The sequence below is a fragment of the Pseudomonas sp. 05N433 genome (genome assembly GCF_056396925.1).
Genome location: NZ_JBFTML010000048.1, coordinates 21636 through 48521, shown reverse-complemented (window position 1 = coordinate 48521; position 26886 = coordinate 21636). Strand labels below are relative to the sequence as shown.

The following is a 26886-nucleotide window of genomic DNA, read 5'->3' as shown; positions in this document are numbered from 1 at the left end:
GACCTTTCCCGTCCTTTAGGCGAGCGCCGCAGCCTTGGCCGCGACCGCCTCGCGCTCCAGCTCACGCACCAACGGCAACACCTTGCGGCCGAAGTACTCCACTTCTTCATGAAAGTGCAGGAAGCCAGTGAGCACCAGGTCCACGCCTACCGCCTTGAGGGCGACGATGCGTTCGGCAATCTGCTGCGGCGTACCGATCAGGTTGGTCTTGAAGCCATCGTTGTACTGCACCAGGTCTTCGAAGGTGGACTTGGCCCAGTTGCCTTCGCCTTCAGGGCTGGAGGCGCCGGCGTTCTTCACCTCGCTGCCGAAACCGTTGACGGCCTCCGGATCGGCCTTGGCGATAATTTCCTGCAATACCGCTCGGGCTTCAGCCTCGGTTTTGCGGGCAATGACAAAGGCGTTCACCCCAACTTTCACTGAGTGGCCATTGATCGCGGCCTTGGCCCGAATGTCGTCGACCTGGGCCTTGATGCCTTCGACGCTGTTGCCGTTGGTGAAGTACCAATCGGAAACCCGCGAAGCCATGTCCCGCGCCGCGCGCGAGCTGCCACCCTGGAAGATTTCCGGGTGCGGTTGCTGCAGTGGCTTGGGTTTGAGGGTGTAGTCATGGAAGCGGTAGAAATCGCCATGAAAACTGAAGTTGTCCTGGGTCCAAATGCCCTTGAGCGCCTGGATGAATTCTTCCGAGCGACGATAGCGCTCATCGTGGTCCAGCCACGGCTCGCCAATGGCCCGGAACTCGCCCTTGAACCAGCCCGACACGATATTCACCGCGACCCGACCGTTGGTGAACTGGTCGATGGTTGCCAGCTGTTTGGCCGCCAGCACCGGACTCCAGGGCCCAGGCAGGATGGCGGCGATCACCTTGAGCTTCTCGGTGGCGGCCAACAGCGCGTGACTGATGGTCACCGACTCGTGCTGGTTTTCGGCGCCATAACCGGCGGTAAAGCGGATCTGTGACAAGGCGTATTCGAAGCCGGCCTTTTCGGCGATTTGCGCCAGCTTGCGGTTGTAATCGATGTCCCAGCTGGTGCGCTGTTCGATCTTGCTGACCACAAGGCCACCGCTGACGTTGGGAACCCAATAGGCAAACTTGATGTTGTCCTGGCTCATTGTACGTACTCCATTGACTCGTTGAAATGAGGGTTGACCCGGGACGTCAGGCAGCGCTGGCATCCCGGTGAACTTTCGGRTTGAGGCTCAGGACCGCCGACTCGACAGCGCGCTCGATGCGTTCGAGCAACTGGGGGCTGGTGATCTGGTAGTCGGTGAAATCGGCTTCGGCGGCATACACACCGATGGGCAAGCTCAGGGCCTGGAAGAAACCAAACAGCGGGCGCAACTGGTGATCGATGATCAGGGCGTGGCGGTCCGAGCCACCGGTGGCGGCCAGTAACACCGGCACGTTGTTCAACGCCTGGTGATGGACGAAATCGAACAGGTGCTTGAACAGTCCGGTGTACGAGGCGCGGTACACCGGGCTGGCAGCAATCAGCAGGTCGGCCGTTTCAATGGCCTGCAGATCGGCCTCTACCGCAGCGGGCAAGTCTTCACGGCACAGCACCCCGGCAAACTGCGGGCCGACCTCGGACAACTCGATGAGGTGCAGTGCGATCGGCAGCTGTTGCGCAAGACCGGCGACCAGAGCCTTGAGCAGCACCAGGGTGCGCGTAGGCCGCTGCACGCTCCCGGATACCGCGACCACTTTCAGTGTGTTGCTCATTGCCCGTCCTCATGGTGGCAGAGGCCACCGCGGCACCTGCACAAGGACTAGAGCAGCAACCGTGCCATCTCTATAATTCAATATAAATCAATAAGTTATACGGTTTTTCGCAAAACGCCGCAGTGTCGTCCACCGGGCAGGCTGTTGATCAACTGTTGCGCTCACAACAGCTGCCTCTCTGCCCATGCCGTGCAGCGCGCCCAGGCCGCTGTTGCCGGGCAGTCAGCGCTTCAGCAAGTTGCCCGGCAGACGACAGCAACCACCCTGGCGAACAGCCCTGCGCGCCCGATTAAACGGCTTTTGCAGTGCCAGGCACGACCTGTGCACTGGCAGTAGTACGCAACAGATCGACTGCACTGTTGCTTCTCTTGCCTTCCATAAGGAGCTGCACCATGACTGTCCAGCAACAGCACCTGCCACACCCCCTCTCCAGCGGTACCGACTACCAGGCCCTGGCCGAGCGCTTCCGGCCGATCTTTGCACGCATCGCCGCCGGCGCACTGGAGCGCGAGCAAACTCGCAGCCTGCCCTTTGAACAAGTGAAGTGGCTGAAGGAAGCCGGCTTTGGCGCCGTACGCGTGCCGGTGCAGTACGGTGGCGACGGCGCTTCCCTGCCCCAGTTGTTTGAGTTGCTGATCGAACTGGCCGAAGCCGATTCCAATCTGCCGCAGGCGTTGCGCGGTCACTTTGCCTTTGTCGAAGACCGCCTCAACGCCCATGCCGATGCGCCCCAGGACACCTGGTTCAAGCGTTTTGTCGACGGCGATCTGGTGGGCAACGCCTGGACCGAAGTCGGCAGCATCAAGATCGGCCAGGTTGGCACCCGTGTCTCGCGTCTGGGTGAACAATGGGTGGTCAACGGCACCAAGTACTACAGCACCGGCAGTATCTTCGCCGACTGGATCGACCTCTATGCCCAGCGCGATGACAACGGCGCCGATGTGATTGCCGCCGTTCGCGTGCAGCAACCGGGTATTGTGCAGAGCGACGACTGGGATGGCTTTGGTCAGCGCACCACCGGCAGCGGCACCTCGGTATTCGAGAATGCCGTGGTGGAGCCCGAAAACCTGCTGGACTTCACCACCCGCTTCAAATACCAGACGGCCTTCTATCAACTGGTGCTGTTGGCGGTCCAGACCGGTGCCGGCCGTGCCGCGGTGCGCGACATCACGGAAGAAGTACGCAAGCGCACGCGCATCTTCAGCACCGGCAACGCCAACCACGTCAGCCAGGATGTCCAGGTGCAGCAAGTGGTGGGCAAGGCTTCAGCGCAGGTCTATGCCGCACACGCCACCACCCTGCGCGCCGCGGCCGCCTTGCAGGTGGCCTACGAAAGCCGCTTCGCCCATGACGACGAAGCCGAACGCGATGCCAACATCGCCGCCGAACTGGAATCCGCCCAGGCCCAAGTGGTGATCGCCGACCTAGTGCTGCGCGCCACCAGCGACCTGTTCAACGCCCTCAGCGCCTCGGCCACCAGCACCGGCAAAGCCCTCGATCGTCACTGGCGCAACGCTCGCACCGCGGCCTCGCACAACCCGCTGATCTACAAGGAACGCATCATCGGCGACTGGGAAATCAACGGCACCGAACCGCCCTACGTCTGGCAGATCGGTGGAGGATCGAAGTAAGTCGACATCACGCGGGTGCCAGATACCCCGGCACCTGATCGGCCAGCGACGAAGCACGGGCCAGCAACGCGCCTGGCCCCTGGCTCGTCGCTACACCCAGGAATCGACGTCCCTGGGCGCGGCTCTGGATACGCTCGATACCGCCATGCAGCAAGCTGACCTGCCCACCCAGTGCCTTGGGCGATGCCCAGCAGATCGGTCGCCACGGCCGGTGACACCTCGTGTTGCGGGTCACCAAAAATCTGCCACACCTCGCCCGGCTCCACGATCCGCCCACGGTCCAGCACCAGGCACGAGCGACCTGAGATAAGCTGACGGCTGACCTGTCTGTAGCTCAAATCTGCAACTGTCGCCTTTGCAGGATCCACAGACTCTACTGCTGACGCACATCGCCTCACTTCCAGCGTTATCGAGCTTGCTCAGTGTGCACCAGCAGAACGCACTACAACGTGTAGGAAATACCGACTTGCACGGTTCGTGGCGCACCCGGATAAGCGTAAACATTGCCGAACGCGCCTTCTTCATAATCGCGATCAAACAGGTTTTTCACGTCGAGATTGAGCCGCACCTTGTCATTGATCTTGTAGAAGCCAAGCAAGTCGACAACGGTGTAGCTGCCCATCGAAAACGCAGTGTTGGCGGTTTGTCCGGCGCGCTCGTCGACGTACTTGAATCCGGTGCCCAAGCCCAATCCCTTGAGGGTGCCGTCCTGGAACTCGTACATATTCAGCAGGCTGAAGCTGTTTTTCGGGATGTTCAGCAGCCGCGTGCCTGAGCGCAGTACGTTGTCTTTGGTCACTTCGGCATCGACATAGGCGTAGCCGCCAATCACGCGCCATTCGGGAGTGAGGTTGCCGGCAACGTTGATGTCAAAACCACGGCTTCGCACTTCACCGGCAGCAACGCTGAAGGTGGAATCGACAGGGTCGGTGGTCAGCACGTTACGCTTCTCGATCTGATAGATCGCCGCATCGACACTCAACCGCTGATCCAGTGCTTCCCACTTGATACCCATTTCGTACGACTTGCCCTTCTCCGGCGCAAACCCTCCCCCGAGGCGGCTTGCGCCGGTGTTGGGCTTGAACGAGCGCGCGGTGTCGGCATAAACCGCTAATGTCTCGGTCAAATCGTAGGTCACGCCGATGCGCGGAGTTACTGCGTTGTCACTCGCCTGCCAACTCTTGCCGCCCGGGACATAGGTTTCGTAGTCATGTTCGAAGCGTTCGAAACGCGCCCCTGCCAGCACCTTCAGTTTGTCGGTCAGTGCCAATTGATCCTGCACAAACGCGGCATAAGTTTTGAGGTTTTCCTTGTCGTGGGTCGGCGTACGAGTCAGTGCTGGACGCGACTGGCCGTACACCGGATCGAAGATGTCGATCGGATACGCATCGACAGCACCGCTGGAGCGTTGAATGATCGACTTGTAGTCATAATCTTCGTACTCGATACCGGTGAGCAACGTGTGCTGCAAACCAGCGGTATCGAAATGGCCGGTCAGATTGAGCTGGGTATCCTTGTCGGTCCACTCCAGCTTGCGATAGTTGAAGTTGCGCCCCAAGGTGCGGCCGTCAGCGGCAATACCGTTGGCCTCGACTGCGTTGCCCTTGAGCGAACCATCGAGCCACTGGAAGCCACCACCCAGCGTCCAGTCGTCATTGAGCATGTGCTCGAAACGCAGCTGCGCCATGTTGTTGTCGTTATGCAGTTTGCCAGCGTCTTTTTCGCCGAAAAAACTGTCGCGAGAGGCGGTACCTGCCTGCCTCGGGTAACGTGTAACGCCTCGATCCAGAGGCGCGTTGTTACGCATGAAATCGCCTTCGAAAATCAGCTTGGTCGCGTCGGTTGCCTGCCACGTGAGCACCGGCGTGATACCGTAGCGCTCGGTTTCGACGTGATCGCGGAAGGTGTCGCCGCCCTCGCCCACTACGTTCAGTCGATAGGCCAGGCGCCCTTCTTCGTCGAGCGGGCCGGAAGCATCCAGCGTGCCACGCTTCATGCCCTGATCGTTCAGTTGACTGCCCAAGGTGACGGTGCGTTCGGGCAATGGCTGTTTGGAAACCACGTTGAACGTGCCACCAGGATCACCCCGACCGTAGAGCATGGTTGCCGGACCGCGTAGCACTTCGAGTCGCTCGATAGTGTTGGCATCCGGCATGTTCGGATAACCGCGGTTGATCGGAAAACCGTTGCGATAAAACTCGCCAGTGGTGAAGCCACGAACGGTAAACGTGGTCAGACCCTGTCCACCAAAATTGTTCGCCCGCCCCACGCCCCCAGCGTAGTCCAACGCGTCCTGCAAACGGGTGGCTCCCAGATCCTCGACCGCATCTTTCGAGACCACACTGATCGATTGCGGGGTTTCGTGGATCGACGTGTCGGTGCGTGTGGCGCTGGCCGAGCGCGTAGCCAGATAACCCTGCACCGGGCCGTCCGCCCTTTCATAATTCGCAGTACCGATAACATCGGTTGCGTCCAGCTCAAGCGTTGAGGGTGACACCTCCGTTTGTTCAGCCCATGAGGTAGACGACAATGCTTGCAGCACACAAATGGAAAGCAGGGTTCGACGCATGAAGAGAAAAACCTTTACGAATAGGCCAATGCAGGGAGTGAAACCGCCAAAAACTGCGGCGCATGCTATACAAAACCATTCGTAATTAACACTGATTCCCATTAACAAAAACAGTCTTCGATAATGTCATCACTTCATTGAAGCAATGGCCATTGCGGCATCATCCGCGCCACGGCCGAGATCATCCAGCGCTGCCGACCTTGGCGGTGTAGCCGATGACGCCGAGCATGCTCCGGAAGTGGTTTGATAATGCCCCGAAGTTTGCCGGCATTCCCAAGGCTGATTTTCAAATGCGCGTACGGACGAAGGCCGCGACGGATAAGGAAGAATCGACACGCAACATTCGTGCTGCACGCGATCAACTTGGGCACACCACCGTAGGCATGACAGAGAAGTACATTCGAATGCGTAAAGGGATGAAAGTCACGCCCACAAAATGACCAGTGGTAGCGAATTGCGGAGCAGAGATAGATTTTTGCGGTGGTACTCGATGCTCTGCCCCGTCGCGCCGGTAAAACAGATCATCAGGCCGCGCTCGTCGTATTCCCAAGCATTGGTTTTGCCGGAGCAGTCGGTATATTTCACGAGTTGGCCAGCGTCGTTGTATTCGAGCTCTTTCTCGTTGCCGTTTGCATCCTTAATAACGATCACCAACCTGCCGTTCGTCTTCAACCAGGTGATGGTGCTCGGCGACCTGCCGATCCGTGCCGCGAAGGCGCTCTTGTACAGGTAGTCGAATACGCTTAGGAGCTCTCCTTTTCAGCGGCTTCTCAATGAATCCTTTCAAGATTTCAGTGATTGAAATTTCAGTAAGCTGGCAGGCCTTCCACTAACAAGATCCCGCGGGTTTCCGACCCCGTGTCCTTTGCAAGTCCCCAGGGGCCCCGCCGGTTTTCTGCCTGGCCGGCTACCGAAGTCGGACAGGTCTGACAGTTCAAGCAGTGACATAGGAGGGCGTGGCCTGTTCATGGGCTACCTAATACTTGAAATACTGGCGCGTTGTAGGTATTGGTCGAGATCAACTCAACGCAAGGAGCGAGACAGTGATCAAAATTCGAGAGGCGACCATTGAGGATATCCACACACTTAGTGATATCGGCATAGAGACGTATCGAGACCACTTCTCCGACATATGGACCCCCTCAGGCATGCAGCATTTCTTGAGTGAAGACTTTTCAGTCCTGGCGCTTCAGGAATCGATAGGGGCACCCGCACGTCACTGTTGGCTCATAGCACTCGATGAAGACGACAGAGCGGTAGGGTTCTCAAAGGTTAACTGGTCGAAGCCGATGCCTATTTCCGGCAAGGCCGGTGCGGAGCTCCAAAAAATTTACTTCCTCAAGACCCAAGCAGGCAAAGGCTACGGGAAACAGCTTCTGCAATTCATCCGTCAACTGGCCGAAGATCGTAAAGAGCATTTCATTTGGCTCGACGTACTCAAAACCAACGCCAGTGCGAGGCGTTTCTACGAGGGCTTCGGCTTCGAAGGACCCAACTCAAACCAAGGAAAGCAACATGTCAGACTTCTCTAAGTACACTTTAAACGCGTCGTAGTATCAGAATGAGGGTCCAGCCCTCTAGAAACGATCGAACCTCTGCACGTTCGCCAGTACCTAACCTGGCGCAATTCAGCGCCGGTCCGAGCGAACCGTGAAAAGCCCCTCCTCAGGGCGATCTGGAACTACGCGCGGGACAAAGGCTACACATCGCTGGCCAATCCTTGTGCCGGCATCAAGGGCAATAAAGAAACTGGACGAGACACGTACGCCGAGGGGCAAATTTGGATTCTGCAGGGGAAAACAAAGGCGAAGCGCCGGATTGAAGTCACTGGCGAGCTGAAGTTTTGATTGATCGAATCATGCCCCGAAAGTCAGAAGGTCCGCTCGACACGGCTGATCGTTACAGAGGATGGCACACCAATGACGGTGGCGATGTTGCGGAGAAGGTTTGATTTGGCCAGAGAAGCGCCGGCGTCCAGAAATCTGAATTTCAGATGCGGGATTTACGCGCCAAAGCAGGTACAGATAAAGCCGAGTCCAGCGGTGATATCTTGCAGGCGAGAGATCAACTTGGGCATACGACAGTGGTGATGATGGAGCAATACATCCGTTATCGCCTTGGCAAGAAAGTCACTCCTACCAAGTGAATTGCGGAGCAACTCCAAAATAGCGGACCAGAAACAAACAAGGGTTTGCATTAGCTTTCGCCCGCAAACCCTTGATTTTAGATGGTGCCCGAAGCCGGAATCGAACCGGCACGCCCTTACGAGCGGGGGATTTTAAGTCCCATGCGTCTACCAGTTTCGCCATTCGGGCGGTAGCGCGGTAAGCAGTCTGAAGACTGTCCAAATAACGATCTGGCAGTTCTGACGCTTGTGCAACAGAGGGGGAAATATATACATCCCGCCCCGCTGAAGCAAGTTCGCAAATCCCCTTTTCAAGACTAAATCTTGCAGGACTGCGAAAATAAAAAAGCTCCGTAGATCATGGATCTACGGAGCTCGTTTAAAGTGGAGGCCGAAGTCGGAATCGAACCGGCGTAGGTGGATTTGCAATCCACTGCATAACCATTTTGCTATTCGGCCTCAAACATCTGATGTTCAGTAGCGCAACATCAAACGTGTAAACTCGTACCTGGAAACAAGATTCTAATCTAGCTTCCAACCCTTTGAAATCTAAGGGGTTTTCGTGTTCCTGAATCAGGAATGGACGCAATTCTGGACTGGTTCGAAAGGCATGTCAAGAACTGGAAGAAAATAATTCCAGATGCGCTAACGCCACTACCCGGTTGCTTTCGAGACTAACACTTCAGCGCCACAGAAAGCGCTACCCACCGCAAGATGCGCGCTGCAACCGCTGCCGATACTCGCTGGGTGTCTCATGCATTTCATGGCGAAAGTGCCGATTGAAATTCGACAAGTTGGCGTACCCCACCTCAAAACAGATATCGGCAACGCTGAAACTGCTTTGCGCCAGCAAACGGCAGGCGCGCTGGACTCGTAGTTTGCGCGTCAGGTCGACGAAGGTATGGCCGGTGGCGCGCTTGAAGAATTTGGAGAAGGCCGGCTCGTTCATGTCCAGCCGCTGGGCAATGACCGACATCCGCAACTCATCGGCGAGGTCGTTCAGGATGTAGTCGAAGACAATGCTCATGCGCTGGGCCGTCAATGCGTCGAGCATGGGCGCGTATTGCAGGCTGGCAAGCGTCTGTCTCTCGCTGTCGGGGGCCGATGCCAGCAGTTGCAGCAATGACAGGAACAGGCACAGTCGCTGCAAGCCGTGGCACTGGCCGATCTCTTCCAGCAGTCGTGCCGCCTTCTTGCGGGTGTTGCCATGAAATTCGATACCCTGCGCCGCCTGGCGAAACAGGCTTTGTAACTCGCTGAGCTCCGGAACCTTGTCGCGCAGTTGCATCAGCATCTGGCCATCGAATTGCAACACCACGTCACGGCCGGTAATCACCTCGCCTTTGCCCAGATCGCTGATCCAGTCGTGAGGCAGGCCCGGGCCGATGAGGGCGACATGGCCGGCTTCGAATACGCCGATGTAGTCACCAGCCAGTAGCCGACCGCTGCCTTCGCGGATCAGGTGGATCTCGAATTCCGGATGATGGTTCCAGCGCGCCAGGTCGAACGGATAGTCGTGCTCATACCAACGAAAGCTGTGCTGGGGCTCGTTGAGGATGACTTCAAGCGCTGGCGGCTTGTCTGCGGTTACGTGATGGTTCATCACCCTGGCGATTCCGTTTTTGTTGGTTTTATCAAGGTACCGCGAAGCCTGGGACGAGTCGAAGTCTCGGGACGCTGACATGAGACTCGCACTAACGACGCCCGGCGCCTAGCACGTTACATGGCGCCCACTGATACTTTTTTTCCACGGTCAAAAAAGTATCAGCGGCGCGTATGCCATTCATTTGTTCGCTGCTTGGGTAGCTGCAATTCTGTAGTCAACCCGGTGCGGCTATGCCCCGCCTCGTGGATTACAACAACAATAAAGCTTCTGCCGCCCCAGGCGCAGAGCAGAGCGGAGATCACGATGAAGATCATTCCAAGCGCGCTTTTTCTGTCCGCCGGCCTGGGCTCTGCCCTGCTCTGCCAGGCAGGTGAAACGGTGACCATCGCCACCGTGAACAACAGCGACATGATCCGCATGCAGCGACTGTCCAAAACATTCGAACAGCTGCACCCCGACGTGAAGCTCAACTGGGTGGTGCTTGAAGAGAACGTGTTGCGTCAGCGCCTGACCACCGACATAGCCACTCAGGGCGGCCAGTTCGACGTGCTCACCATCGGCACTTACGAAACACCGTTGTGGGGCGCCAAGCATTGGCTGGAGCCAATAAAGGACCTGCCCGCCAGCTATGACCTCGAAGATATTTTCCCTGCGGTTCGCCAAGGGTTATCGGTCAACGACACGCTCTACGCCCTGCCGTTCTATGGCGAAAGTACCGTCACCTATTACCGAACCGACCTGTTCAAGAACGCCGGCCTGAGCATGCCCGAGCACCCGACCTGGACGCAGCTCGGCGAGTTCGCCGGCAAGCTGCACCAGCCGGATAAAGAACAGTATGGGATGTGCTTGCGCGGCAAGGCCGGTTGGGGTGAGAACATGGCGCTGCTGACGACCATGTCCAACGCCTTTGGCGCGCGCTGGTTCAATGAGCAGTGGCAGCCGCAACTCACCGGGCCGCAATGGACTGCCRCCGCCAACTTCTACGTCAACACCCTGAAGCAGTACGGCCCACCGGGTGTGTCGAGCAATGGCTTCAACGAAACGCTCGCCCTGTTCAACAGTGGCAAATGCGCAATCTGGGTCGATGCCAGCGTCGCCGGCTCGTTCATCACCGACACAACGCAAAGCAAGGTGGCCAATGATGTTGGTTTCGTCGCCGCGCCAACAGAAGTCACCGACAAGGGTTCGTCCTGGCTCTATGCCTGGTCACTGGCCATCCCGGCGACATCCAAACACAAGGAAGCCGCCAAAGCCTTTGTGACCTGGGCCACCTCCAGGGAATACATCCAACTGGTTGCCAAGACGGATGGCATCAGCAACGTACCACCGGGCACCCGCATGTCGACCTACAGCGACGCCTATTTGCAGGCTGCGCCCTTCGCCGGTGTCACGCTGAAAATGATGCAGAACGCCGACCCGGCGCACCCATCAGTCCAGCCCGTGCCCTACGTCGGTATTCAGTACGTGACCATTCCCGAATTCCAGGCGATTGGCACGTCGGTCGGCAAACTGGTATCCGCGGCGCTCACCGGGCAGATGCCAGTGGAACAGGCCCTGGCCTCCGCGCAGCAAAGCACCGAACGCGAAATGAAGCGCGCCGGTTATCCCAAGTAACAACGGCGTGGCGCGATCACTGCGGGGGCTTCGCAGACTAACGACCATTTTTAATGCCCTCAACGGGCAACTCTTTAGCTCTTACGATTGGATGGGAACAATGAAACGTCTAGAAGGAAAAAGCGCCCTGATTACCGGTTCCGCCAGAGGAATAGGCAGGACGTTCGCGCAAGCCTATATCCGCGAAGGCGCTACGGTCGCGATCGCCGACATCAACCTGGAACGTGCCCAAGCCACGGCAACCGAGTTGGGGCCCAATGCCTATGCGGTCGAGATGGACGTGACCGATCAGCAATCCATCGACGCTGCCATCGCCACGGTGATCGCCACCACAGGCAAGCTCGACATCCTGATCAATAACGCGGCGCTGTTTGATCTCGCGCCGATCACAGAGATTTCTCGCGACAGCTACGAACGGCTGTTCTCGATCAACGTTTCCGGCACCCTGTTCACACTGCAGGCCGCGGCCAAGCAGATGATTCGCCAGGGCCATGGTGGCAAGATCATCAATATGGCCAGCCAGGCCGGTCGGCGCGGTGAAGCGCTGGTCGCGGTGTATTGCGCGACCAAGGCGGCGGTGATCAGCCTCACGCAATCGGCCGGTCTCAATCTCATTCCCCATCGCATCAACGTGAACGCCATCGCGCCGGGGGTGGTGGACGGCGAGCATTGGGACGGCGTCGACGCGCTGTTTGCCCGCTATGAAAACCGCCCGCTCGGGGAAAAGAAAAAACTGGCGGGACAGGAAGTGCCGTACGGGCGCATGGGCACGGCGGATGACCTTGTCGGCATGGCGATCTTCCTGGCATCGGCCGAAAGCGATTACATCGTGGCGCAGACCTATAACGTCGATGGCGGCAACTGGATGAGCTGACTGGCCCTGATAATAGGGCCAGCCAATGCCTCAAAGGCGAAACCGATCCACCGACTGCGAGAGCTGTCCGGCCAGGCTGGACAGTTCATCGGTGGTCGAGGCGGTCTGGTTGATCACCTTGCTGTTGCCTTCGGACATGCCGGCAATCATTTCCACCTGATGTGCGATTTCGTTACTGGCCAGGCTCTGTTCGCCGATCGTGCGGCTGATGTCATTGACCAGCTCCGTGGTATTGAGCGTGGCCTGGAGGATTTCGCGGATGGCGCGCTCGACGTCGGCAGTCACCGCCATGCCCTTGTCGACCTGCGCGACGCCCGCCTCCATGCTGCTGACCGCCTCGCGGGTGCTTTGCTGGATACGCGCGACCATGGTGGCGATTTCCTGGGTGGAGGCGCTGGTGCGGCCCGCCAGGCTACGCACTTCATCGGCGACGACAGCGAAACCACGGCCCTGCTCACCGGCACGGGCGGCCTCGATGGCGGCGTTAAGCGCCAACAGGTTGGTTTGATCGGCGATGCCCTTGATCACCTGAATGATGCTGAAAATCCCCTCGGACTCCTTGTCCAGGGTGCGGATCACCTGGGCCGACTGCTGCGCCGAACGGGCAATCCCGTCCATGTCGCTGACCACTTGATGAATCACCCGACCGCCGTCCTTGGCCAGTTCCTCGGCCTGGTTGGCCATGTTCAGTGCACGCTCGGCATGCCGGGTGATTTCCTCGATGCTCGCAGTCATTTCGCTGGCCGCCGCGGCCATGGTGCTGGCGGCAACGCTTTGCTGCTGGCTGCTGCCCGCGACCTGATGGCAACCGCTGCTCAACCGCTGGCTCATGCCACTTACGCCGTGGGCGTTGCTGCGAACCACTTCGATCATGCCGCGCAGGTCGCGCTGCATGGTTGCCAGGCTGCGAATCAAGGTGCTGGCTTCATCCTTGCGGGTGGGCTCGACGATAGGCTCGCTCAGGTTGCCATGGGCGATGCTGTCGGCAATCCGGCTGGCGATCTGCAACGGCCCCATGATGCTCAGGATGACCGAGCGTCCCAGGGCGAGCAGCAGCAACAAGCTGGCAATGAGTACGACACCGAGGGTGAAGTTGGCACTGCTGATGGTTTGCCGAGTGCCCGCGCTGGTCTGTTGAGTGTTGGTTTCGATCAGCTCACTGAGGGTGGCCATCTGGCTTTCCAGTTGGCTGAACGCGTTATTGAACGTGCCCAGTTGCTGTTGTGCGGAATCAGGATTATCCAGCGCCAGCCCGACAATGCGCTCGGCGGCACTGATGTACGTATCGAGGCTTGGCTTGATCTTGTCCAGCGCGGCCTTGAGGGTGTCGTTGACCGGCAGCTTGAGGTTGTCACCGAGCATCTCGCGAAAATGCGCGGCATGCTCATTGAGTGAACTGCGCACCTCGGCCTTGCTGCTGGGGCTCTTGCCCAACCCTACCAGCATCGCCGACAGCACATCGGCGCGCAGTGCGTCGTGCATCATGTCGGCTTCGAGGTGGTTGCGCAGCGCGGTCATACTGACCTCGTTGTCACTCACCGCTTCAGCCATCCGGGTGTTACCCACATAGCTGACCAGACTCACGATCAGGGCGGTGAGCAAGCCAGTGCCGATCAACAAGATCAAACGTAATTTTATGGACACTCGATGGTTCCCCTGTCGGCAGGTGCGTGGTCGGCTAATTGCCTACTGTTGGGGTTATCGACTGTTCCAACCGGTTACTTAGGTTTATTTCCACGCCAGCCGATTTTTGCGACCTACGGTATGCGCGGGCTCAATGCCCGCGAATGTAGTGCTCAAGTTGCCGTATCAAATCGGCCTGCTCGACGATGGCTTCCTTGACCAGATCGCCGATCGACAGCAGCCCGATCAGTTCCCCGCCTTCCAGCACCGGCAGATGACGCAAATGACTGTCGGTCATGACCTCCATGCAGCGCTCGATGCTCTGCAAACTGTCGGCAGTCACCACCGGTGCGCTCATGATCTCGCGCACCGGCGTGCCGACCGAAGAACGCCCCTGTAGCACCACCTTGCGCGCATAGTCGCGCTCGCTGATGACGCCGACCACCTGCCCTTCTTCGATCACGGGCAGCGCGCCGACGTTCTTCTCGGCCATCATTTTCAGGGCGTCGAGCACCATCTGATCCGGTGCGATGCTGTGCACCTGCTGGTTTTGCACGATCTTCAGTTTCAGCAACTGTGCGGCTGTTTTCATCAACGTTCTCCGATACGGTCCAGGGCGACGGTCAAGCCGCCGCGACTTCCACGACGCCGGCGTTCAAGCGCACCGGCCACACCCGCAGGCGCTGTTCCGGGTACTCCAGGCAGCTGCCGTCTTCAAGACGGAAATGCTGCTTGTAGATCGGCGACGCCACCACCAGATCACCCTTGAGACTGCCGATCAGTCCGCGGCCAATGACGTTCGCGCCGGATTGCGGATCATGGTTGTCGATGGCGTAGAGGGTGCGGCCTTCGGCTTGTGGCAGGTAGAACAGCGCGACCTGGGCGCCGTCGAGCCAGACGACAACGCCGGAGTTGCTGACCAGATCCTGCTGGCTGCACACCGCCTGCCAGGCTTGGGCATTGGCTGCGGTGGCAAGGGCATCGACACGCTGGGTATTGGACTGGCTCATCAGGCATTCTCCTCGGTGACAGGGATAAGGTTGAGTTCGGCGGCCATGATCGGCCGGCGCTGACCGCGCTCCTGGACAAAATGAATGTCCGGGTCCGGGCGTTTATCGTTGACGAAGGTGCGGAAGCGCTTGAGTTTTTCCGGGTCTTTGAGGGCATTGGCCCATTCGCATTCGTAGCGGTTGACCACCAGTTGCATCTGCGACTCAAGTTCTGCGCCAAGCCCCAGGCTGTCGTTGATGATCACGTCCTTGAGGTAATCCAGCCCGCCCTCCAGGCTTTCGCGCCACACCGAGGTGCGCTGCAATTTATCGGCGGTGCGGATGTAGAACATCAAGAAACGGTCGATGTAACGGATCAGGGTTGCATCGTCCAGGTCGGTGGCGAACAACTCGGCGTGACGCGGACGCATGCCGCCGTTGCCGGCCACATAGAGGTTCCAGCCGTTCTCGGTAGCGATCACGCCCACGTCCTTGCTCTGCGCCTCGGCACATTCACGGGTGCAACCGGAGACGGCGAACTTGAGCTTGTGCGGCGAGCGCAGGCCTTTGTAGCGATCTTCGAGGGTCAGGGCCATTTTCACGCTGTCCTGCACGCCGTAACGGCACCAGGTGCTGCCCACGCAAGACTTCACGGTACGGGTCGACTTGCCGTAGGCGTGCCCGGTTTCGAAACCGGCCTCGATCAGCTCGGACCAAATGTCCGGCAACTGATGCAACTGCGCGCCGAACAGGTCGATCCGCTGGCCGCCGGTGATCTTGGTGTAGAGGTCGTATTTCTTCGCCACCACGCCGATCGCGATCAGTTTGTCGGCAGTGATCTCACCGCCAGCAATGCGCGGCACGACCGAATAGGTGCCGTTTTTCTGCATGTTGGCCATGAAGGTATCGTTGGTGTCCTGCAACGGCACCAGCGAGGCGTCCATGATCGGCTGGTTCCAGCACGAGGCGAGGATCGAGCCCACCGCCGGTTTGCACACGTCACAACCGGTGTGTCCACGGCCGTGCTTGGCCAGCAGCTCTTCGAAAGTGATCACCCCTTCTACCCGCACCAGCGCATAAAGCTCTTGGCGGGTGTAGGCGAAGTGTTCGCACAGGCTCTTGTCGACGCTGACGCCACGGGCAATCAGTTCATGCTCGAAGACTTGCTTGAGCAGCCCCGCGCAACCGCCGCAACCGGTGCACGCCTTGGTCTGCGACTTGAGCAGGCCCAGGTCGGTGCAGCCGCCATCGATGGCCGAGCAGATCGAGCCCTTGGTGACGTTATGGCACGAGCACACCGTTGCCGACTCGGGCAACGCGCCCGGGCCCAGGGTTGGCGTGCCGGCGGACGACGGCAGAATCAGGCTGGCCGGTTCCGACGGCAAGGCAATGCCGTYCTGCATGTATTGCAGCAAGGTGTCGTAATAGCTGTTGTCGCCGACCAACACTGCGCCAAGTACACGCTTGCTGTCGGCATCCACCACCAGGCGGCGATAGCTGGCCGTCGCTTCATCGATGAACTGATAACTGCGCGCGCCCGGTGTCTGGGCATGGGCATCGCCGATGGAGCCGACGTCAACACCGAGCAGTTTGAGCTTGGTCGACATGTCGGCGCCCTGGAACGGCTCGGCGGCTTGATTGCACAGCAGCGACGCCACGCCACGGGCCATCTGGTAACCGGGGGCGACCAGGCCGAAGAGGCTGCCATTCCAGGCGGCACACTCGCCGATGGCGTAGATGTTCGGGTCGCTGGTCAGGCACTGGTCGTCGATCACCACGCCGCCGCGAGGACCAATGTCCAGCGCGCATTGGCGGGCCAATGCATCTTGCGCACGGATGCCGGCGGAGAACACGATCAGGTCGGCTTCAAGAAATTCGTCGTTGGCAAAATTCATCCGGTAGCGGTACTGCTCGCCGGCACTGATCGACTGCGTGCCACGGGACAGGTGCACACCCACACCGAGCCGCTCGATTTGCGCCTTCAGCGCCAGACCGCCCTGCTCGTCCAGCTGCACCGGCATCAGGCGCGGGGCGAACTCCACCACATGGGCTTCCAGGCCCAGGCTTTTCAGGGCGTTGGCGGCCTCCAGACCGAGCAGGCCACCGCCGACCACCACGCCACGCCGGGCATTGGCCGCCGCAGCACGAATCGCGTCGAGGTCTTCAAGAGTGCGATACACCAGGCGCGAGTCGCCTTCGGCACCTTCAATAGGTGGCACGAAAGGATAAGAGCCGGTGGCCAGAACCAGTTTGTCGTAGGCGACGCAACCTTGCGCGGTAATCACCTGGCGCCGGGCGCGGTCGATTTCCAGCACCGGCACACCCAAATGCAGGGTGACGCCCGGCGTTTGATACAGGGAGGCTTCGCCCAGGGCCAGCGATTCGGCATCGCGACCGCCGAAATACTCGGACAGATGCACACGATCGTAGGCACGCATCGGCTCTTCGCTGAAGACATGCAGGCGGTAATGGTCGAGGGCGCCGCGCTCGATGAGCTGCTCGACACAATGATGTCCGACCATGCCATTGCCGATCACGATCAGCGTTTGCAGTTTGTTCAATGCGGCAACATTGGAATTCATAGTAAGCACCCAGCCAAAGCCAATCACGGATAAAAAAGCAAAAAAAACGCCTGAAACCTCTCGGTTTCAGGCGTCTTTGCCTGTTCTTCGCGGTGTTCGACCTGGCGCCTTCGCCTGATCCACCGATGTTGCCCACGACCTGCCCGGCCGGTCGATCTTCGTTGATCGAGTGGGCTGCCCCTCTTTTTCAGATGAGGCTGAAGGGAGAATGCAGCCTTTGTGCCAGTCCGTAGCGCATGACTTCCTCAGTTCTGGAAAACCGACGGCTGAACGATGGGAGAGTTTGATAAAGACCGCGCCCCGGGCGGGTCTCATCAGGCGCGAGTCAACTTTGCAGGCCCCCGCGAGCGGGTGGGCGGACGTTGGGACTGAAGGAAGGAACAGCTCAGGAAACCGCTTCGCACTGGTGCATGTTGTCAGGCATGGCTCTTTAAAAGTGCATGCGCTACACCCTGCCGGGCATTTCCCGGTGCCATTCGGGCAAGCGTCAATGCCGATCTGTAGCAGCTGCCGAGCCTGCGAGGCTGCGTTCGGCTGCGCAGCAGTCGTCAAATCAGTAATTGCGGCTCGTCGCTGCTCAACTTACCGGCCCGGGTAAGCGTTGCCTTCAGCAGCATCGCGTATTTGTATTTTCAGATATATCGAGGCCGCGACCTTTTGGCGCATGCCGCCAAGCCATCGATTAAGCGTCACAGGGCAACAGTTTGTTAACATCCATGCGCTTTTTTTCGTCTGATTGATCAGCCACTGTAGATTCCCGGTCGCTACACAGGATGCTTTTGTTCATGAGTACGTTGTATACCCGTCGCACGGTCCTGCGCGGCATGAGCCTGCTGAGCCTCGGCCTGCTCGCTGGCTGCGATGACAGCAGCAAGCTGTCGTTCAAGTACGGCAAGGACCTCAGTGACAAGATCATGGGGCGTACCTTCAAGCTCAAGGACGCCCAGGGCGAATCCCGGATGCTGACCAGCTATCGGGGCCTGATGCCGATGGTTTTCTTCGGTTTCACCCAATGTCCGGCGGTCTGCCCGACGACGCTGGCCCGTGCGGCACAGGCGAAAAAACTGATGGGCCGCGATGGCGAACGCCTGCAAGTGATCTTCATCACCCTGGACCCCGAGCGCGATACGCCGCAAATGCTCGACGCTTACGTCAAGGCCTTCGATCCGAGTTTCGAGGCGCTGTACGGTACGCTGGAAGAAACCGCCGCCACCGCCAAGGAGTTCGGTGTGTTCTATGAAAAGATCCCGAGCGGTTCGACCTATACCCTCTCCCATACCGCGACCAGCTTCGTTTTCGACTCCCGAGGCAATTTGCGCCTGGGGCTGTCCGCGTCCCTTACCGCTAAAGAGTGTGCAGAAGACCTGCTCACCGTCATGGAGGTCTGCTGATGACTTCGATTTGCGCACCACGTATTAAACAGCTGGGTATCAAACAACTGGTCCTGGGTCTTTCCCTGATTGGCATGGCCTGGCAGGTGTCCGCTCAAACCCAGGTGAGCGACGCCTGGGTCCGCGCGACGGTGGCTGGTCAGCATTCGACCGGCGCCTTCATGACCCTGCAGGCCGACAGCGATAGCAAACTGCTCAGCGTGCAGTCGCCGGTAGCGAACACCGTGCAAATTCACCAATCCAGCATGAAAGACGATGTGATGAGCATGAGCCAGGTCGAGTCCGTCGCGCTGCCGGCCGGCAAACCGGTAAGCTTCGATCCCCATGGCTATCACATCATGTTGATGGATTTGACGGCCCAGGTTAAGGAAGGCGGCAAAGTGCCCCTGACCCTGACCGTGGAAAACGCCAAGGGCGAAAAAGAGACGATCACCGTTGACGCCGAGACTCAGGCGCTCGGCATGCCTGATCACAGCAAGATGCATTGAGAGTTCGATCCCAGCCTGTCTGATCGCAGGCTGGTGTTCCGGTGGCGTATGCCTGCCCTCACCTGATAGCCTGAGCACCCTTGCCTGCATGTCTCTGATGGATCATCGGCGCGTGAAGACGCCGCGATGATCACTTCACCCCCATTCAATCAAGACAACGGTGACTCTCTTGATCAGCAGCACCCCCACATTTGCCCGCGATATCGACGGCAAAGCCATTTCTGCCAAGGTTCTCGATGAGGTCCGGGAAGAGGTTCTGGCCCTGGCTGGCCAACAGATCTACCCCGCCCTGGCGGTCTTGTTGGTCGGCGACGACCCGGCCAGCCATGTGTATGTGCGCAATAAACTGCTGCGCGCCAAGGAAGTCGGTATCCGCTCCCTGGAATACCGCCTGCCGGAAACCGCCAGCCAGGCCCAGGTCCTGGAACTGATTGCACAACTCAATGCCGATCCCACGGTGAACGGCATCCTGGTGCAACTGCCCTTGCCGGCCCCTATCGATGAGCAGGCAGTGATTCATGCCATCGACCCGATCAAGGACGTGGACGGTTTTCACCGGGAAAACGTTGGCGGGCTGGTGCAAGGCATCGAAGTGCTGACTCCGTGCACGCCCAGCGGCTGCATGCGTCTGTTGCACGAAACCTGCGGTGATGACTTGAGTGGCTTGCACGCGGTGGTCATCGGCCGGTCGAACATCGTCGGAAAACCGATGGCGACCTTGCTGCTGCAGGCCAATTGTTCGGTCAGCGTGGTGCACTCGCGCAGCGTCGATGCCCCGGCGTTGTGCCGGTTGGCGGATATCGTGGTCGCCGCGGTGGGCCGGCCAACGTTGATCGATGCCAGTTGGCTCAAGCCCGGCGCGGTGGTGATCGATGTCGGCATCAACCGCATCACCAGCGAGTTCGGCAACCGTCTGGTGGGCGATGTCGACTACGCCAGCGCCCGCACCGTCGCCAGCGCGATCACCCCGGTTCCCGGTGGCGTCGGGCCGATGACCATTGCCTATCTGTTGAAGAACACCTTGATCGCCAGCCGGTTGCAACGCGCGGCACAGGCTCGCGGGCAGCAGCCTGAGGACGATCTGGCGTTGAACTGAGCATTGATCTGACCCCACAATCAGGATTGGTGTCCAACTTTTGGGGGCAGATCAACCTGTAGGAGCGAGGCTTGCCGCGAAGCTTTTGGCGTACTTGAGAACGCCTTCGCGGGCAAGCCTCGCTCCTACAGTGGGCCGTGTCGGTCTGGCACATCCTCTTTTTATTTCCCCGCGTGCAACACCTGCGTTTGCGGCATCGCCGAAGAGTGGTGGTTGAGAATCTTCCACTGACCGCCCACCTGCTCATAAACGAAGGTGTAACGCGCCTGCACCTGACGGGTCTTGCCATCGGCTTCGGTCAACGTAAAGGTGTAGACGCCACTGTCCATGGCCACGTTGGCGCCCAATGGGCGGATCTCACGGAAGTTGATCAGCCCTACCGGCTTGAGCGCCATGAAGTGATCGAAGTAGTCCTTGATCTGTGCCGGCGTGGTGCGCACCTGATTGGAAACCGTCGGTTGCAGCACCGCGTTCGGCGCATACAGGTCGACCACGCTCTGAACATTGCCACTCTTCAACGCGCTGTTCCAATGGTCAAACAGGGCGGCGATTTCACGATCCTTCGCGCTGGTCGGTTGCTGCGCCACGCTGCTGTAAACGTAAGGCACCGCTTCCAACGCCTGAGCCAACGGGGCGGTCAGGGCGAATAACAGGGCGATGGTCGAGGTCTTGAATTTCATTGCGCTATTCCAATGATGGTCGATGGGCACACTGTGCCGCCCTGAACGCGGCCCGCCATCGGCCAACCGGAGCCATCTGCCTATGCCATTCGGCAGATAGCGCCCTGCCCCGCTAACAAGGTTTAATAACGCCCCTGCCCGAACGGGCGTGCCGGCGCCGGAACCTGCCCCCATGCAAAACCCTGATCATGACCCCGGTAGCGCCCTGGCCATTCGCACTCAATATCGGCAGTCGCAAAGTCGCGCCGCGCGGCTGCGGCTGCTGGTGGATACCGGCCAGGAGCTGACCCAACTGGCTCCCGAGGCCATGCGCCAACGGGTGCTGCAACGGGCCTGCGCCTTCCTGGCCATGGACCACGCGCTACTGCTGGAATGGGACGTGGATGCGCAGGTCCGGACCACCGCCAGTCACGGCAGCCGCGATCGTTTGCACAGCCTCGAGCACCTCGCCGACACCGCGATGTGCGCACCGCAATGGCAGGAACAGCCGAGCGCGGATCTGCCCAATGTGTTGCGGGTGCCTTTACGCGGTGGCGATGGTGCCGCCTTCGGTGCGTTGGTGCTGGCCAACAGCGTCAGCATCAGCGCACCGGACACCGAAGACCTCGAATCCCTGCAACTGCTCGCCACCCTGCTCGCCGCGCACCTGGAAAACCAGCGCTTGCTCGACGCATTGGTGGCCCGCGAGCGCACCATGTCCGATCTGGTCCACCGACTGTTCCGGGCACAGGAAGACGAACGCAAACGCATGGCCTACGACCTGCACGACGGCCTGGCACAAACCCTCGCCGGGCTGCATCAACGCCTGCAAGGTTTTGCCGGTCGCTGCCCGCCATTGCCCGACGAACTCAGTGCGGACTTACAGACGATTCTTCAACTGGCCCAGCATTGCGTCGGTGAAGGCCGGCAATTGATCCGTGGCCTGCGTCCGACGGTGCTCGACGACTTTGGCTTGCTGAAAGCGGTCGACAAAGAGGCCGATCGCCTGCGCGAGGCCGGGATCAAAGTGAACTGGAGTGCACGTTGCGAAGCACGTTTGCCCAGCCAGGTGGAGATCGCCCTGTTCAGGATCGCCCAGGAAGGCATCAACAATATTCTCAAACATGCGCAGGCCAGCCACGTCGTGCTGGCGCTGCAACTGCATGACGGACACGCCTCGCTGCGGGTGGACGATAACGGCCAGGGCTTTGCCATGGAACAACCCCTCGATACCTGCGGCGCCCGGCACCTGGGGCTTGCCGCGATGCAGGAACGCGCGAGCCTGCTGGGCGGCGAGTTCACCTGCATCAGCCATGCGCACGGCGGAACGCAACTGCGCGCCACCGTCCCCTCCGGCCTGAATGGAACCCCTCAATGACTGACGTTATACGACTGGTGGTCGCGGACGACCATGAAGTCACGCGCACCGGCTTCGTCTCGTTGCTCGCCGGCCTGACGCAATTCGAAGTGGTCGGCCAGGCGTGCAATGGCCAGCAAGCACTGGACTTATGTGAACGTCTTTTGCCCGACATCGTCATCCTCGACATCCGCATGCCGGTGCTCAACGGGCTGGGCGCCGCACGCCTGCTTCAAGAGCGCCTGCCGAGCCTGAAAGTGATGATGTTCACCATGGACGACAGCCCCGATCACCTTGAAGCCGCCATGAACGCCGGTGCTGTGGGCTATCTGCTCAAGGATGCCAGTCGCCACGAAGTGATCGACGCCTTGCAACGTGTCGCCGCCGGCGAGCAGGCCCTCAACAGTTCAGTCAGCGCGCAGTTGCTGCGCCGCCTGACCGAGCGCAACGCCAGCGGCGCCGCCCCCGTAACCCTGACCCCACGGGAACGCCAGGTGCTGGGGCTGGTGGCCAGCGGCATGAGCAACCGTGAAATCGGTGCAAAACTCGGCATCACCACCGGCACGGCCAAAGCCCATGTGGAACGGGTCATCGGCAAACTCGGCGCCGCCGACCGCACCCAGGCCGCTGTGCGTGGTATTGCGCTGGGTCTGGTGACCCAGTCATGAAAGCGTCAAACGCCCGCCGCTGGGCCGATCTGCCGTTACGCGGCAAAGCCCTCGTGGTGATTTCCCTGCCGTTGGTGATTCTGTTGCTCTCGCTGGTGCTGATCTACACCACCGAACGGCAGACCGCGCGCGCGGAAGAAGACGTGCGCCGCGTGCTGCTGGTGCAAGGCGATATTCAGGCGGTGCACACCCTGCTCGCCGAGGCCGCCGCCAGCGTGCGCGGCTATCTGCTGACCCATCGCGAGGATTTCCTGCCAGGTTACCGGCAAGCCAAGCCCTTGATCGAATCGGCCCTGCAGCGGCTCGACCGCAACGTTCGCGATCAGCGGGTGCGTAAACATCTGGAGGCGATCACGCCGCTGATCGACACCAAGGTCGAAGGTCTGGTTGAACTGCTCGATGATCGCAACGCAACCCCAGAGTCGATCACCACGATCCTGATCAACAACAAACATGTCCTCGACGAATTACGCGAACGCATCAGCGCCATGCGCACGCTTGAGGACACCCTGCTGGCCGAGCGCACCGCAGCGGCGGCCTCCACTCGACAGCGCCTGTTGTTCTCCACCTTGCTGGCCGCTGTTTGCGGGTTGTTCGGCGCCATTGTCGCGGTGCTGTTTCTGTCCAAAGGCATCGTCGCCCGGGTGCAGCAGGTTCAGCGTAACGCCCAACGGCTGGCACTCGGTCAGCCGTTATTGCCGCAACCGCCGGAGAACGATGAGATCGGTCAATTGGGCACGCGCCTGGTCGAGGCCGGGCTGTTACTGGCCGAACGCGAACGAGCCTTGCGCGACAACGAAGAACGCTTGCGGCTGATCATCGACGGGGTGAAGGACTACGGTATCTTCGCCCTCGACACACGCGGCTTCGTCACCAGTTGGAATGCCGGCGCCGAACGGATCAAGGGCTACACCGAACAGGAGATCGTCGGCCAGCATTTCTCGGTGTTTTATCTGCCGCAAGAATGTCCGCAGCATCCCGACATGGCGCTGCGCGAGGCCACACGCAATGGTCATTACATGGAGGAGGCCTGGCGTTGCCGCAAGGATGGCAGCCGCTTCTGGGCCAGTGTGGTGATTACCGCCCAGTACGACAGCAGTGGCGCCCTGCGCGGGTTCTCCAAGATCACCCGCGACATCACCGATCGCCGTGTTGCCGAGATCGCGCTAAGTACTGCGCGGGAAGAAGCGGAACGCGCCAGCCGCGCCAAAAGCGAGTTTCTGTCGCGCATGAGCCACGAACTGCGTACTCCGCTCAACTCGATTCTCGGCTTCGCGCAACTGCTGGATATGGATTCGCCCAAAGGGCAGCGGGCGCAGATCGGTCACATCCTGCGGGCCGGGCAACACCTGCTGACCCTGATCAACGAAGTGCTGGACATCGCCAAGATCGAAGCCGGGCGGCTGCCGCTCAACGTTGAGGCTGTGCCCCTGGCGGTGGTGCTGCAAGAAGCCCTGACGCTGGTGTCGCCCATGGCCTGCGACGCCGGCATTCAACTGGTGGAACTGCCGATGCTGGCCGCCGACAGCGGGATCGTCGCCGATCGGCAACGGCTGGTTCAGGTGCTGCTGAACCTGTTGTCCAACGCGATCAAATACAACCGGCCCCAGGGTCAGGTGCACATTGAGGTCAGGGTTCATCAACAACGAATTGCAGTATCGGTCTGCGATACCGGCAAGGGCATTGCAGCTGATCGGCAGGACCAACTGTTCAAGCCGTTCGAACGCCTGGAGACCGACCCGAACGTTGAAGGCACGGGCCTCGGCCTGGCGTTGAGCAAAAGTCTTCTGGAAATGATGAACGGCAGCCTGACCGTCAAAAGCCAACCCGGCAACGGCTCCAGTTTCACCCTGGAGCTACCCTTCGAGCGATTGCCGTCAACCACTGAGCCACCAGCGGCACTGATCAGCCCGCCAACCGCAACGCCCGCCCTCGCCGCCCCCGATTACCAGGGCAAAGTGCTGTGCATCGAAGACAATCTGTCGAGCCTGGCCCTGATCGAAACCCTGCTGCAGCGACGGCCACACATCCAGTTGCTCTCAAGCATGCAGGGGCAAATGGGCCTGGACCTGGCCCGGCAACATGCGCCGCAGCTGATTTTGCTGGATGTGGCGCTGCCGGATCTTGACGGTTTCAACGTTCTGCAGCGCTTGCGTCTGTCCTCCAGCACCCGCGCCACGCCCGTGCTGATGATCACCGCCGATGCCAGCGACCTCACTCACCAGGCCTTGCTGGAAGCAGGAGCGACCGCGGTGCTGACCAAGCCGATTCATATTCCTTCATTCCTCGCCCATCTTGACCAGCACCTACCGGAGCCCGTGTGAACACCGACCTGCGCATTCTGATCATCGACGACCAACGACCCAACCTCGATTTGATGGAGCAGTTGCTGGTCCGCGAAGGCCTGACCAATGTACTGAGCAGCACCCAGCCGCTGCGAACCCTGGACCTGTTCAACAGCTTCGAGCCGGACCTGGTGATTCTCGACCTGCACATGCCGGAGTTCGACGGCTTTGCCGTGCTCGAACAGCTCAACCGGCGCATTCCGGCCGGCGAATACCTGCCGATCCTCGTGCTCACCGCCGACGCCACCCGCGATACCCGCCTGCGCGCGCTGGCCCTGGGCGCCAAGGACTTCATCAGCAAGCCATTGGACGCCCTGGAAACCATGCTGCGGGTCTGGAACCTGCTAGAGACCCGCGCACTGTATAAAGCCCTGCGCACGCTGGTCCCTGCGGATCAAATCGAGTTGCTGCGTCAGTTAAGGCCGCAGCCAGTTAGCTGATTGCAGGGGCGGAATCACTGACGATTTGCCGCTGAAAGCCGGATTGCGTGGCTGGCTTGGCGTCTTCACGACTGGCGGCTGCAGAAAGCCCAGCAAGGCTCGCTGCGTGTCATGCCAGGCCGTGGGGTGTTCCATGTCGAGGAAATGCCCGGTGTTCTCGATGGTCTGAAACTGCGCCTTGGGGGTATGCGCCGCAAACAGACGGGCGTCTTCCACCGAGGTGTACTCGTCCCATTCACCGTTGATAAACAGCAGCGGGACTTCGATGGCATCGGCACAAGACACGTAGCAGTGAGTGTCCTGGGTCAACACCTCATTGACGTGAAAATGCATCTGCCGGTATTCGTGTTCGTCCAGGCTGCTGACATGGCGCTCATTGAAACGCTTGAACAGCGACGGCAGGTGTTTGCCGATCGTGCTGTTGATCAAACGCCCGACGTTGCGTCGATCGCAGGCATGGAGAAAGTGCCGCCCGCTCTCCAGATACTCACGCATCGGTGTGTTGATCCGCGCGGCGAATGAACTGATCACCGCCTTTTCGATCCGGCGGGGCCGCTGGGCCAGCGCTACTAAGGTCGCCGCGCCACCCCAGGAAAAGGACAGCACATGCTGGGCGCGAAAGTGCTCGATCAACTCCAGCAGTATTTCGGCCTCGTCTTCCTTGCGGATCGGTTGGTCATGCCGGTTGTGTTGTTTCGATTGACCGGCGTAGGGCTGATCGTAGAGGACCACATTGAAGCGTGGCCGCAGGTAACGCACCGTTTGCGCAAAGGATGCGGTCGTTGCCAGCGAGCCATTGACCAGAATGATCGTCTTGTCAGCAGCGGCGTTGAGATAGTGCTCGGTATAAACCTTGTACTTTTTACCAATCTCGACGATGGCAGTTTTCGGCATCATTTCATTCTATTCCTTGAACAAATTGGACCAGACACACAGCGTGGTCGACTGTCCGGCTTCCTCCGGACAAGCCTGACAGCACAAACCAGCGACAACGGTACAAGGGCGCTGAGATGAACGCCATGACCAATGAGTCACAACCCGACCAGCGGTTTCCAGTTAAGCAGGAATTCTCCCGTGTGCAAGCTCACAAGCTCGAAAGCATC

General features: G+C 59.8%; 24 protein-coding genes, 2 tRNA genes and 3 pseudogenes. 13 read left to right on the top strand and 16 right to left on the bottom strand.

Going from position 1 to position 26886, the window contains the following annotated elements:
* Positions 1-15: 15 nt before the first annotated feature.
* Both sfnG and msuE read right to left on the bottom strand, forming a co-directional pair.
* The gene (gene sfnG, locus AC1DIS_RS22765; protein ID WP_258614206.1) at positions 16-1116 is read right to left on the bottom strand and encodes a dimethylsulfone monooxygenase SfnG; all 1101 of its coding nucleotides are present in this window, start codon (positions 1114-1116) and stop codon (positions 16-18) included.
* 46 nt (positions 1117-1162) lie between these two features.
* Positions 1163-1726 (bottom strand): FMN reductase, encoded by a 564-nt coding sequence (msuE, locus tag AC1DIS_RS22760; protein ID WP_018929019.1) that lies wholly within the window; start codon positions 1724-1726, stop codon positions 1163-1165.
* A 392-nt stretch (positions 1727-2118) separates the two neighbouring features.
* On the opposite strand from msuE, the gene AC1DIS_RS22755 reads away from it, so the two are divergent.
* Positions 2119-3357 carry an acyl-CoA dehydrogenase family protein gene (locus tag AC1DIS_RS22755; protein ID WP_477743173.1) on the top strand — a complete coding sequence of 413 codons (1239 nt, stop codon included), beginning with the start codon at positions 2119-2121 and terminating at the stop codon, positions 3355-3357.
* A gap of 7 nt (positions 3358-3364) precedes the next feature.
* On the opposite strand, the gene AC1DIS_RS22750 is transcribed toward AC1DIS_RS22755, so the two are convergent.
* Positions 3365-3592, bottom strand: coding sequence for an NIL domain-containing protein (locus AC1DIS_RS22750; protein ID WP_309475746.1), 228 nt, complete (start codon positions 3590-3592; stop codon positions 3365-3367).
* A 207-nt stretch (positions 3593-3799) separates the two neighbouring features.
* Positions 3800-5926 (bottom strand): TonB-dependent siderophore receptor, encoded by a 2127-nt coding sequence (locus AC1DIS_RS22745; RefSeq protein ID WP_477743174.1) that lies wholly within the window; start codon positions 5924-5926, stop codon positions 3800-3802.
* A 215-nt stretch (positions 5927-6141) separates the two neighbouring features.
* On the opposite strand from AC1DIS_RS22745, the gene AC1DIS_RS22740 reads away from it, so the two are divergent.
* A complete protein-coding gene (locus tag AC1DIS_RS22740) occupies positions 6142-6366 on the top strand; it encodes a site-specific integrase (protein ID WP_477743175.1) in 225 nt (74 codons plus the stop codon).
* On the opposite strand, the gene AC1DIS_RS22735 is transcribed toward AC1DIS_RS22740, so the two are convergent.
* Complete coding sequence (locus AC1DIS_RS22735) at positions 6350-6577, bottom strand: hypothetical protein (RefSeq protein WP_477779285.1); 228 nt, start codon at positions 6575-6577, stop codon at positions 6350-6352. The two genes, AC1DIS_RS22740 and AC1DIS_RS22735, sit on opposite strands and share 17 nt — an antisense overlap.
* Positions 6572-6655: pseudogene (locus AC1DIS_RS22730) on the bottom strand (terminase small subunit); the annotation flags it as partial. The gene AC1DIS_RS22735 and the pseudogene AC1DIS_RS22730, both read right to left, overlap by 6 nt.
* Positions 6656-6969: 314 nt before the next feature.
* Here AC1DIS_RS22730 and AC1DIS_RS22725 point away from each other — a divergent pair.
* Positions 6970-7458, top strand: coding sequence for an N-acetyltransferase family protein (locus tag AC1DIS_RS22725; RefSeq protein ID WP_477781090.1), 489 nt, complete (start codon positions 6970-6972; stop codon positions 7456-7458).
* A 39-nt stretch (positions 7459-7497) separates the two neighbouring features.
* A pseudogene (locus AC1DIS_RS22720) lies at positions 7498-8072 on the top strand (tyrosine-type recombinase/integrase); the annotation flags it as partial.
* An 82-nt stretch (positions 8073-8154) separates the two neighbouring features.
* Here the strand turns inward: AC1DIS_RS22720 and AC1DIS_RS22715 are convergent.
* The 3 genes from AC1DIS_RS22715 to AC1DIS_RS22705 form a co-directional block, all read right to left on the bottom strand.
* A tRNA-Leu gene (locus tag AC1DIS_RS22715) sits at positions 8155-8241 on the bottom strand.
* Between the two features lie 195 nt (positions 8242-8436).
* Positions 8437-8510 (bottom strand) — tRNA-Cys (locus AC1DIS_RS22710).
* A 241-nt stretch (positions 8511-8751) separates the two neighbouring features.
* Complete coding sequence (locus tag AC1DIS_RS22705; protein ID WP_018929012.1) at positions 8752-9654, bottom strand: helix-turn-helix domain-containing protein; 903 nt, start codon at positions 9652-9654, stop codon at positions 8752-8754.
* Positions 9655-9960: 306 nt separating this feature from the next.
* On the opposite strand from AC1DIS_RS22705, the gene AC1DIS_RS22700 reads away from it, so the two are divergent.
* On the top strand, positions 9961-11271 hold the full coding sequence (locus AC1DIS_RS22700; RefSeq protein WP_477781089.1) for an ABC transporter substrate-binding protein: 1311 nt from the start codon (positions 9961-9963) through the stop codon (positions 11269-11271).
* Between the two features lie 100 nt (positions 11272-11371).
* The gene (locus AC1DIS_RS22695; protein ID WP_086945580.1) at positions 11372-12145 is read left to right on the top strand and encodes an L-iditol 2-dehydrogenase; all 774 of its coding nucleotides are present in this window, start codon (positions 11372-11374) and stop codon (positions 12143-12145) included.
* A gap of 30 nt (positions 12146-12175) precedes the next feature.
* Here AC1DIS_RS22695 and AC1DIS_RS22690 read toward each other — a convergent pair whose 3' ends face one another.
* The 5 genes and pseudogenes from AC1DIS_RS22690 to nirB all read right to left on the bottom strand — a co-directional run bounded on the left by AC1DIS_RS22690 (position 12176) and on the right by nirB (position 17339).
* Entirely contained in the window at positions 12176-12901 is a 726-nt protein-coding gene (locus AC1DIS_RS22690; RefSeq protein WP_371924247.1) for a methyl-accepting chemotaxis protein, read from the bottom strand.
* A 132-nt stretch (positions 12902-13033) separates the two neighbouring features.
* Positions 13034-13789 (bottom strand): annotated as a pseudogene (locus tag AC1DIS_RS22685) (MCP four helix bundle domain-containing protein); the annotation flags it as partial.
* A gap of 130 nt (positions 13790-13919) precedes the next feature.
* Positions 13920-14360, bottom strand: a complete 441-nt coding sequence (locus AC1DIS_RS22680; protein ID WP_018929008.1) for a CBS domain-containing protein — start codon at positions 14358-14360, stop codon at positions 13920-13922.
* A gap of 31 nt (positions 14361-14391) precedes the next feature.
* Entirely contained in the window at positions 14392-14778 is a 387-nt protein-coding gene (gene nirD / locus AC1DIS_RS22675; RefSeq protein WP_018929007.1) for a nitrite reductase small subunit NirD, read from the bottom strand.
* On the bottom strand, positions 14778-17339 hold the full coding sequence (gene nirB / locus AC1DIS_RS22670) for a nitrite reductase large subunit NirB (protein WP_477781088.1): 2562 nt from the start codon (positions 17337-17339) through the stop codon (positions 14778-14780). The genes nirD and nirB overlap by 1 nt, the downstream gene beginning before the upstream one ends.
* Before the next feature lie 785 nt (positions 17340-18124).
* On the opposite strand from nirB, the gene AC1DIS_RS22665 reads away from it, so the two are divergent.
* The 3 genes from AC1DIS_RS22665 (at position 18125) to AC1DIS_RS22655 (ending at position 20314) form a co-directional block, all read left to right on the top strand.
* Positions 18125-18730, top strand: coding sequence for an SCO family protein (locus tag AC1DIS_RS22665; protein WP_018929005.1), 606 nt, complete (start codon positions 18125-18127; stop codon positions 18728-18730).
* Positions 18730-19218, top strand: coding sequence for a copper chaperone PCu(A)C (locus AC1DIS_RS22660; RefSeq protein ID WP_018929004.1), 489 nt, complete (start codon positions 18730-18732; stop codon positions 19216-19218). The genes AC1DIS_RS22665 and AC1DIS_RS22660 overlap by 1 nt, the downstream gene beginning before the upstream one ends.
* 169 nt (positions 19219-19387) lie before the next feature.
* Entirely contained in the window at positions 19388-20314 is a 927-nt protein-coding gene (locus AC1DIS_RS22655) for a bifunctional 5,10-methylenetetrahydrofolate dehydrogenase/5,10-methenyltetrahydrofolate cyclohydrolase (protein WP_477743178.1), read from the top strand.
* Positions 20315-20475: 161 nt separating this feature from the next.
* Here AC1DIS_RS22655 and AC1DIS_RS22650 read toward each other — a convergent pair whose 3' ends face one another.
* Positions 20476-20994: an SgcJ/EcaC family oxidoreductase gene (locus tag AC1DIS_RS22650; RefSeq protein WP_064617629.1), complete on the bottom strand. Its 519-nt coding sequence runs from the start codon at positions 20992-20994 to the stop codon at positions 20476-20478.
* A gap of 172 nt (positions 20995-21166) precedes the next feature.
* Here AC1DIS_RS22650 and AC1DIS_RS22645 point away from each other — a divergent pair, with 172 nt between their 5' ends.
* From AC1DIS_RS22645 to AC1DIS_RS22630, 4 genes are read left to right on the top strand one after another with little or no spacing between them, the layout of a single operon-like run.
* Positions 21167-22351 carry a sensor histidine kinase gene (locus AC1DIS_RS22645; protein ID WP_477743179.1) on the top strand — a complete coding sequence of 395 codons (1185 nt, stop codon included), beginning with the start codon at positions 21167-21169 and terminating at the stop codon, positions 22349-22351.
* Positions 22348-22998: a response regulator gene (locus AC1DIS_RS22640; protein WP_096480281.1), complete on the top strand. Its 651-nt coding sequence runs from the start codon at positions 22348-22350 to the stop codon at positions 22996-22998. Before AC1DIS_RS22645 ends, AC1DIS_RS22640 begins: the two co-directional genes overlap by 4 nt.
* Positions 22995-25322 (top strand): ATP-binding protein, encoded by a 2328-nt coding sequence (locus AC1DIS_RS22635; RefSeq protein ID WP_477743180.1) that lies wholly within the window; start codon positions 22995-22997, stop codon positions 25320-25322. Before AC1DIS_RS22640 ends, AC1DIS_RS22635 begins: the two co-directional genes overlap by 4 nt.
* The gene (locus tag AC1DIS_RS22630; protein ID WP_018928998.1) at positions 25319-25783 is read left to right on the top strand and encodes a response regulator; all 465 of its coding nucleotides are present in this window, start codon (positions 25319-25321) and stop codon (positions 25781-25783) included. Before AC1DIS_RS22635 ends, AC1DIS_RS22630 begins: the two co-directional genes overlap by 4 nt.
* On the opposite strand, the gene AC1DIS_RS22625 is transcribed toward AC1DIS_RS22630, so the two are convergent.
* On the bottom strand, positions 25760-26680 hold the full coding sequence (locus AC1DIS_RS22625; protein WP_192350360.1) for an alpha/beta fold hydrolase: 921 nt from the start codon (positions 26678-26680) through the stop codon (positions 25760-25762). The two genes, AC1DIS_RS22630 and AC1DIS_RS22625, sit on opposite strands and share 24 nt — an antisense overlap.
* Positions 26681-26886 lie beyond the last annotated feature (206 nt).